Raw genomic sequence first — 7,809 nt, 5'->3', positions numbered from 1 at the left:
AACTTTGCAAAGTCCGCTTCCTGCGCATTTACCCTCATACGTGCAATGCTGTGCAAACGGCACCTTGGCCTCAAGCTGTTACACGCAAAAAGCGCACGACATTTGGTCTGTCCCAATTCACAAAAGCGCTGTCGGCAAAAAGGAACGAGTACACGATCAGTGTGCGGCGTTCTGCACATCCAAAAGCGCGGCATAGGCGATTCCGGCTTGGGTCTTGGGTACAAAGATATGGTCGTGGTGATATCCGGCCACCACGTTGCAGGGGATGTTCTGTGCGGCGAGCGCGGTTGCGACGGCCGCAGTAAGCCCGACGCCTTCGAGGTCGGAGTTCACTTGCAAAGTGATCAATTGCATCACCGCGCTGCATTGGTAGCCGCCCGCCTTGGCCGTCGCTTCGGGTAGGATCAGGGTTGTGCCTTCGGCCTCTTGGATCACGGCAAAAGCATCCGCTGGAATGCTTCCCGCGCCTGTCACGGCACAAAACACCCAGTCGCCCGGAACGATGATGGGCGTCATGCTTGCGATCATGGCTTGGGTCTCTTTGACTGTCATGGCGCCTCTCAGGGATATCGGATGTCAAACGCCGCGCGGATGGCGGTGTCGGTTGTGTCATCGATATAGGATGGGTGGTGATTGGCAAGGATGTCATCCACGCGCGCCGCTGCCCTGTCCCATGCTGTGCGTGCGCCGGTTTCTTCCCAAGTCTTTGGTGTCTCACGGTCGGCGAGGCTGGGGTACACATAGTCCCGTTCCATCGCGGCGATGGTGGCGGGGCCGCCGAGGAAATGCCCCTCGCCCAGAACGGCGCTGTGAATGCCCGCAAGGTCGAGCGTGTCATCCGACACTTCGACGCCACGCAGGATGCGGTAGGTGGCGGCGTGCATCTCGTCATCCAGCACGAAGGCTTCGAAACTCGCCCCCAGCAAGGCCGCTGTCATGCCAGAGCTTTCATAGATCAGGTTGCCACCTGCGAGGGCTGCTGCAAGCGAGGTCAGGCCCTTTTCCTGGCCATATTGCGCGTCGAGTGCCTTGGCATCCGTCATGGAGGCGGCCACGCCGGATACAAGGCCAAGGTGGTTGATGATCTGGGCTGAGGCAGCGTTCATCACGGCAATCTCACCGCCGCCGCCGGCAAAGGCGCCTGTGCGCAGATCGATGACCAGCGGCCAGTTCGAGAACACCATGGGATGGCCCGGTTTGATCGCGTGCACCATGACAAGGCTGGCGAGCGTTTCGGCCAGCGATTGGGCGAGGAAACCGGCGAGTGTTGCGGGGGCCGTCGCCCCGGCCTGTGCTGCGGTGATGCAGCTGAGCGGGATGTTGTGATCGATGCAGGCATAGACCGTTTCCACCGCATCCGCGCCAAAGCGCATGGGGGATATGACGGGGCTGATATGCGCCTTGACGAACGGGCGTTTTGCAAAGGCGCCGTCGCCCCCAGCCACCATGTCGAACATGTGGACGATGGGGGCGACGTGCTCCGCGAGTGTGAAGGCGGTGGCCACGGGTTTGGTGGTGTTCCGCATGAGCGCGTAGGCGGTATTGATGTCCAGCAGCCATTCATCGGGCATGTCGCCTGCAATGCAGCAGCGGGTGAACCAGCTGACATTGGTGAGCGTGTCCTGCAGCCGTGTGAAATCGTGCAGGTCGGCGAGGGTGGAGGGGCGGTAGAAGCGGGTTTCGCGATCGAGTGTCTGCACGGCGGCCCCGCCGGTGCCGAAATGCACGGCATTGCCGCCCACTTCGATGCTTCGCCCCGGGTCGCGACCATGCAGCGGAAAGGTTTTGGGCGCGTGGTCGATCGCCTCTTCCACGAGCGCATTTGGCAGGGCGGTGCGCCCATTGGGCAAGCTGCGCGCGCCCGCCGCTTCGAGTGTTTGGCGCAGGCGGTCCGGGACTTCGCCCATGCCCAGATTGGCCAGCAGATCAAGGGCGGTATCATAGATGCGCTGGATGTCCGGGTCTGACAGCGGGCGGTATTGCCCACCAACCTGTCCGGGCGGAGCGGGGTTCATCGGGGGGCCCGCGGCGCGTGCCTTTTTCCGGGCGCTGCGCCCTTTGCGCATGGGTTTTGGATCGGACATGGGGTCAGAGTTCTTGGGAAATGCCGCCGTGCAAGCGTAGGCCCGCGATTTCAGTGACAGCAAATACATCTTTTCAGAAGGCTGAAGATGTGCCGGTTTGATTGACGGGATGCGCGCGCCCTTCATTGTGCCCAAAAACATGCAAGTTTCGGAGATAAGCCATGAAGACCCAGACGCGTTGCGTTGTGATTGGCGGCGGAATAGCGGGCTGTTCGACCCTGTATCACCTGACGCAAGAAGGGTGGACGGATGTGGTGCTGGTCGAACGGGACGAATTGACCAGCGGCACCACGTGGCATTCGGCGGCGCAGGTGACGAACTTTGGCATGAACCAGACGATGGTCGGGCTGAAGACGCATTCCATCAACCTCTATCAGGAATTGCGCGACGATCCGGATTACCCGGTGCAGTACAATCACGGGGACGGTGGCATCCGGTTGGCGAACACCGAGGCGCAGATGGATGGGTACCGCCATTTCGCGTCCATGGCGCGGGGCATGGGAGTAGAGTTCGAGGTGATTGACGCCGAGGAGTGCGCCCGTCGCCATCCGCTGATCTCGACCGACAACCTGCTGGGTGGACTGTGGGACGGCAATGACGGGGATATTGATCCGGCCTCACTTTGTCAGGCGCTGGCGCGGCGGGCACGCAAGGCGGGGGCGGAGGTCTATCGTCAGACGAATGTGACGGGGCTGACGCAGTTTAAGGACGAAAGCTGGATTGTTCATACAAACAAGGGCGATATCGCGTGTGAGGTTGTCGTGAACGCCTGCGGCTACCGGGTGAACGAGGTGGGCGCGATGATGGGGGTGCATCACCCCGTTGCCTCCATGGAGCATCAGTACTTCGTCACGGACGAGATCCCCGGCATCGTCGCTGCGGGTCACCGGATGCCGCTGCTGCGCTGCCCGATCAGCGATTACTACTGCCGTCAGGAGAAGAACGGGCTGCTGCTGGGGTTCTATGAACAGGACTGCAAGACCTGGGGCATGGACGGTATCTCTCCGGATTTTTCCAATGATCTGTGCCCGGATGATCTGGACCGGATCACAGATGTGCTGGAAGGCGCCTTTGCCCGCATGCCCGCGCTTATGGATGTGGGGATCAAGAACGTCGTCAATGGGCCGATCACGTATACCATCGACGGGGCACCTCTGGTTGGGCCGGTCCCGGGCAAGAGAAATGCGTTTTGCATCATCGGGTTGCGTGCTGGGCTGGGTGAAGGCGGTGGCCATGGATGGCTGCTGGCGCAGCAGATCGTGCATGGTGAAGCGTGCTATGACACGTGGGTTTTGGACCCGCGTCGGTTCACCGGACACGGCAATGTGGAACTGACCGCGCTGAAGGCCATTGAGGACTATCAGAACGAATTTCGGTTCCACTTCCCGAATGAGCATCGACCCGCCGGGCGACCCATGAAGACAACACCACTGACCCCTGTATTGGCGGCGGAAGGGGCCGCGTTCACGGTCGTGAATGGCTGGGAGCGAGCAGAGTATTTCAAGCCTGCACCGGACTTTGAGGTGACGCATGGGTTCCAGTTTGACGAGGCGTTTGACGTTGTCGCCGAGGAAGTGAAGGCGGTGCAGAGCGGTGTTGGTCTGGCGGAGGTCAACGGGTTCAATCGGATCGAGATTACCGGGCCAGATGCCCATGATTTTCTGGACCACGTGATCTGTGGGCGGGTGACACGGAAAGCGGGCAAGGTGGGCCTTGGCTACTTGCTGAACCATCATGGTTGCGTGATGGGTGAGGCGACAATTGCCAATATTCCTGAGGGGCCCGTCTGGTATGGGTCGGCCGCCGCTGCCGAGTGGCACGACATGGACTGGATGCGCGCACATGCGGACGGGTTTGATGTGTCGTTTCAGTCGCTTACCAACGACTGGACGATCCTTGTTCTGGCGGGACCAAGGGCGCGGGATGTGCTGTCAGCCGCCTCTCGTGGCGACTGGTCAGCGGCGGCGTTTCCCTGGTTGTCAGTGCGCCGCGCCTTTGTGGGGATTGCCCCTGCGTTCGTGATGTCCGTCAGCTTTTCGGGTGAGTTGGCGTATGAAATCCATGTGCCGAACAACCAGCTTTACGCGGCCTATCTGGCGCTGCGTGCGGCGGGTGAGGCGCATGGGTTGCACCCGTTCGGGGCGCGGGCGGTCGAGTCCATGCGAATGGAGAAGGGGTATCTGCATTGGAAGGCTGACCTGATCACCGAGTTCGATCCGTTCGAGACCGGGCTGGATCGGTTCGTGAAGATGGACAAGGATTTCGTGGGCAAGGCGGCGCTTGAAGCGCGGCAAGCCAAGGGGCTGACGGCCAAGCTGGTGAGTTTGCAGATCGACAGCACCACCTCGCATGCGCAACCGGGGGCGTCGGTGATGCAGGATAACAGTGTCGTGGGGACTATAACCTCGGGCGATTGGGGGCATCGGGTTGGGATGAACCTTGCATATGCCTTTGTACGTCCCGATCTGGCAGCGCAAGGCACTGAAATCACTGTAGATATGCTGGGTGAACTTGTGCCCTGCAGGGTCATCGCACCTGGCCCGTATGATCCCGATACCACCCGACCGCGTGCATAACAGGCATCGGCCAAAAGCGGCGATATAGTTACAAAGGCGGGTGACAGATTTAGTTGCGTTGCATAACAATCTCTCTGGAAGAGCGAGTCAGGCCGCACGTGCCCGACCGGATAAGGGAGGAAATTCATGTCACTTACACGCAAATCATTTCTGAACATGGTCGGCGCTGCCGCGTTCGCCATCGGCTCCGGCACCGCCGCGCTGGCCCAAGAGGTTACGCTGAACCTGCACCAGTTCCTGCCTGCGCAAGCCAACGTACCCAAGCTGGTGCTGGATGTCTGGGCTGACAATGTCGAAGAAGCCTCAAGTGGGCGGATCAAGGTGGATCGCTATCCATCCATGCAGCTGGGCGGGCGTCCGCCAGAGCTGATGGACCAGGCCATTGATGGTGTGGCGGATATCGTCTGGACCGTAGTTGGTTACACCCCTGGACGCTACCCAAGCACCGAGGTGTTCGAGCTGCCCTTCATGATGACAGATGCCCGCGCGATGTCATCCGCCTACTGGCAAATGTTTGAAAAACATATGAAAGATAGCGAGTTCAAGGACGTGCATATCCTTGGGACATGGGTGCATGGACCGGGCATGATCCATGTGAACAAGGAAGTGAACACGCCAGCCGACATGGCGGGCCTGAAAATCCGCGGCGGCTCGCGCACCGTGAACAGCTTGCTTGAAAAGATGGGGTCGACCCCCGTTGGTATGCCCGTTCCCGCTGTACCTGAAGGGCTGAGCAAGGGTGTGATCGACGGCACAACCATTCCATGGGAGGTGACAGCCGCGTTGAAGGTGCCGGAGCTGGTGGGTAATCACACCGAGTTCGAAGGCAACGCCCTGTATACGCTGACTTTTGTCCTGGCGATGAACAAGGATCGTTACGAGTCCCTGCCAGCAGATTTGCAGAAGGTCATCGATGACAACTCTGGTCTGGAATTCAGCATCTTTGCCGGTGGCACCCAGGCGGATTCAGATGGTCCGGCCCGTCAGGCCGCTGTCGACAACGGCAACAATATCGTGACTGTCTCCGGTGATGATCTGGAAGCATGGCGTGCCGCAGCGCAGCCCATCTACGACGAGTGGGTCGCTGACATGGAAAGCAAAGGCATCGACGGCCAAGCCCTGATCGATGAGGCGCGTGCGCTGATGGATGCCTACGAAGGCTAACCTTTTTTCACCTTTGAAGTCGGGCCGTGGCAGAGATGCCGCGGCCCGATTTTCCAATAAAATGAGGCGGGTATGCACGAGGTGGTGAAGTGGCTGTCGCGGATGTCGGCGGTGATAGGGGGGATCGTTCTGTTGGTTCTGATCCTGTTGACCACTCTGTCGATCATCGGGCGCGAGCTGTCGAAGCTGGGGCATTCCATGGCCGATGGCTGGATGGTCACCTTGGGCGAATGGCTGGTGGCGACCGGCGTGGACGAGATCAACGGCACCTATGAGTTGACCGAGGCGGGTGTCGCCTTTGCCATTTTCGCCTTTTTCCCGGTCTGCCAGTTCTACGGCAATCATGCGACTGTGGACGTGTTCACATCGTCCATGCCGCGCCGCCCGCTGGGCTGGTTGCGCGCCTTTTGGGAGGTCGTGCTGGCCATTGTCATCGTGTTCATCGCCCTGCGTCTGTACGAAGGTATGTTGCGCTATCTGGGCAATGGAGAGACGACGCTGTTCCTGCAATTCCCGGTCTGGTGGGCCTATGCGGCGAGTGTAGGTGCTGCGGCCATTGCGAGCCTGACGGCTGTTTACTGCGCCTGGGCGCGGCTGGTGGAAGCCGCGACGGGGCGCCACATCTTGCCAGAGGGTTAACGGGCCATGGACTGGATTCGCGAGATTGTCCAATTTCTGGGCCTGACCCGGCTGGAACTGGGTTTCTGGTCGTTCCCCATTTTGCTGGGCCTGATATTTTTGCGGGCGCCGATTGGGCTGGCCATGTTCCTGATGGGCCTGTTGGGTTGGATCTTCGCGATGAACGGCAACCCGACGCCGATCCTGGCCAAGCTCAAATCCGAGACTTACACCACATTTTCCAATTACTCGTTAACCATCATTCCGATGTTCCTGCTGATGGGGCAATTCGCGACGCTGTCGGGCATGTCGACCGCGCTGTTCAAGGCGGCGGAGAGCTTTTTGGGCCACCGCCGGGGCGGGGTTGCGATGGCGTCCGTGGGGGCCTGCGCCGGCTTCGGGGCGATCTGCGGATCGTCGCTGGCGACGGCCGCCACGATGAGCCGCGTGGCGCTGCCGGAGCTGAAAAGATACGGATATTCAGGAGGGTTCTCGACCGCGACGCTGGCCGCGGGCGGTACGCTGGGCATCCTGATCCCACCGTCCGTGATCTTGGTGATCTATGCGATTATCACCGAACAGAACATTGCCAAACTGTTCCTGGCCGCCTTTATCCCCGGCATTCTGGCCGCCATCGGCTATGTCATCACCATCTCGATCTATGTGCGGCTGTATCCGGATAGCGCGGGCACGCGCGCGGCGGTGCCGATGGCGGAACGCTGGAAGGCGCTGGCGGAGACATGGCCGGTTCTGGCAATTTTCGCGCTGGTGGTCGGCGGTATCTACGCCGGGTGGTTCACGCCGACCGAGGGCGCCGCCGTGGGCGCTGCGGGCACGGGGCTGGTTGCGCTGATGGGCGGCAACCTGACGTGGCGCGTGCTGGGCGAAGCCCTGATCGGGACTGCCAAAACCACCGCCATGATCTTTTTCATCGTGTTGGGCGCGTCGCTCTACAACAACTTTCTGGCCCTGTCGGGCGCGCCGCAATGGTTGGCGGATTTCGTTTTGTCCCAAGGGTTTACGCCCATCCTTGTGCTGAGCGTGATCCTGTTTTTCTACCTGATCTTTGGCTGCGTGATGGACAGCCTGTCGATGATCCTGCTGACGGTGCCGATCTTTTTCCCGGTGATCTCGGGCCTCGATTTCGGGATGACGCCCGAGCATGTGGCAATCTGGTTTGGCATTCTGGTGTTGATCGTCGTGGAGGTTGGTTTGATCACGCCGCCGGTGGGGATGAACCTGTTCATCATCAATGCGATGGATCGCGAGACGCCGATGAAAGAGACCTACAAGGCCGTTCTGTTCTTTGTCGGGTCGGACATTTTCCGGGTGATTCTGCTGGTCGCTTTCCCGGCCATCACGCTGTT

At 60.3% G+C, this 7,809-nt stretch carries 6 protein-coding genes; 4 read left to right on the top strand and 2 right to left on the bottom strand.

Annotated features, from left to right (window positions below; all coding sequences use genetic code 11):
* Positions 1-156: 156 nt before the first annotated feature.
* Both AC6RA8_RS19590 and AC6RA8_RS19585 read right to left on the bottom strand, forming a co-directional pair.
* Complete coding sequence (locus AC6RA8_RS19590; RefSeq protein WP_500355068.1) at positions 157-552, bottom strand: ACT domain-containing protein; 396 nt, start codon at positions 550-552, stop codon at positions 157-159.
* An 8-nt stretch (positions 553-560) separates the two neighbouring features.
* Positions 561-2,084, bottom strand: coding sequence for a trimethylamine methyltransferase family protein (locus AC6RA8_RS19585; protein WP_500355066.1), 1,524 nt, complete (start codon positions 2,082-2,084; stop codon positions 561-563).
* A 161-nt stretch (positions 2,085-2,245) separates the two neighbouring features.
* Here AC6RA8_RS19585 and AC6RA8_RS19580 point away from each other — a divergent pair, with 161 nt between their 5' ends.
* The 4 genes from AC6RA8_RS19580 to AC6RA8_RS19565 form a co-directional block, all read left to right on the top strand.
* Positions 2,246-4,660: a GcvT family protein gene (locus AC6RA8_RS19580; protein ID WP_500355064.1), complete on the top strand. Its 2,415-nt coding sequence runs from the start codon at positions 2,246-2,248 to the stop codon at positions 4,658-4,660.
* Positions 4,661-4,786: 126 nt separating this feature from the next.
* Complete coding sequence (locus AC6RA8_RS19575) at positions 4,787-5,824, top strand: TRAP transporter substrate-binding protein (RefSeq protein ID WP_500355062.1); 1,038 nt, start codon at positions 4,787-4,789, stop codon at positions 5,822-5,824.
* Positions 5,825-5,896: 72 nt separating this feature from the next.
* On the top strand, positions 5,897-6,463 hold the full coding sequence (locus AC6RA8_RS19570) for a TRAP transporter small permease (protein WP_500355060.1): 567 nt from the start codon (positions 5,897-5,899) through the stop codon (positions 6,461-6,463).
* 42 nt (positions 6,464-6,505) lie between these two features.
* Positions 6,506-7,809: TRAP transporter large permease (locus tag AC6RA8_RS19565; RefSeq protein ID WP_500355070.1), on the top strand; the 1,304-nt coding region annotated here is incomplete at its 3' end.

It is taken from the genome of Tateyamaria sp., assembly GCF_059783535.1.
The sequence above is the reverse complement of the archived record's forward strand: the minus strand, read 5'-3'. Positions and strand labels throughout refer to the sequence as shown.

What these genes read in the sequence shown, in the direction of transcription:
- AC6RA8_RS19590 (WP_500355068.1), bottom strand. Translation starts at nt 552, where the DNA reads ATGACAGTCAAAGAGACCCAAGCCATGATCGCAAGCATGACGCCCATC.
- AC6RA8_RS19585 (WP_500355066.1), bottom strand. Translation starts at nt 2,084, where the DNA reads ATGTCCGATCCAAAACCCATGCGCAAAGGGCGCAGCGCCCGGAAAAAG.
- AC6RA8_RS19580 (WP_500355064.1), top strand. Translation starts at nt 2,246, where the DNA reads ATGAAGACCCAGACGCGTTGCGTTGTGATTGGCGGCGGAATAGCGGGC.
- AC6RA8_RS19575 (WP_500355062.1), top strand. Translation starts at nt 4,787, where the DNA reads ATGTCACTTACACGCAAATCATTTCTGAACATGGTCGGCGCTGCCGCG.
- AC6RA8_RS19570 (WP_500355060.1), top strand. Translation starts at nt 5,897, where the DNA reads ATGCACGAGGTGGTGAAGTGGCTGTCGCGGATGTCGGCGGTGATAGGG.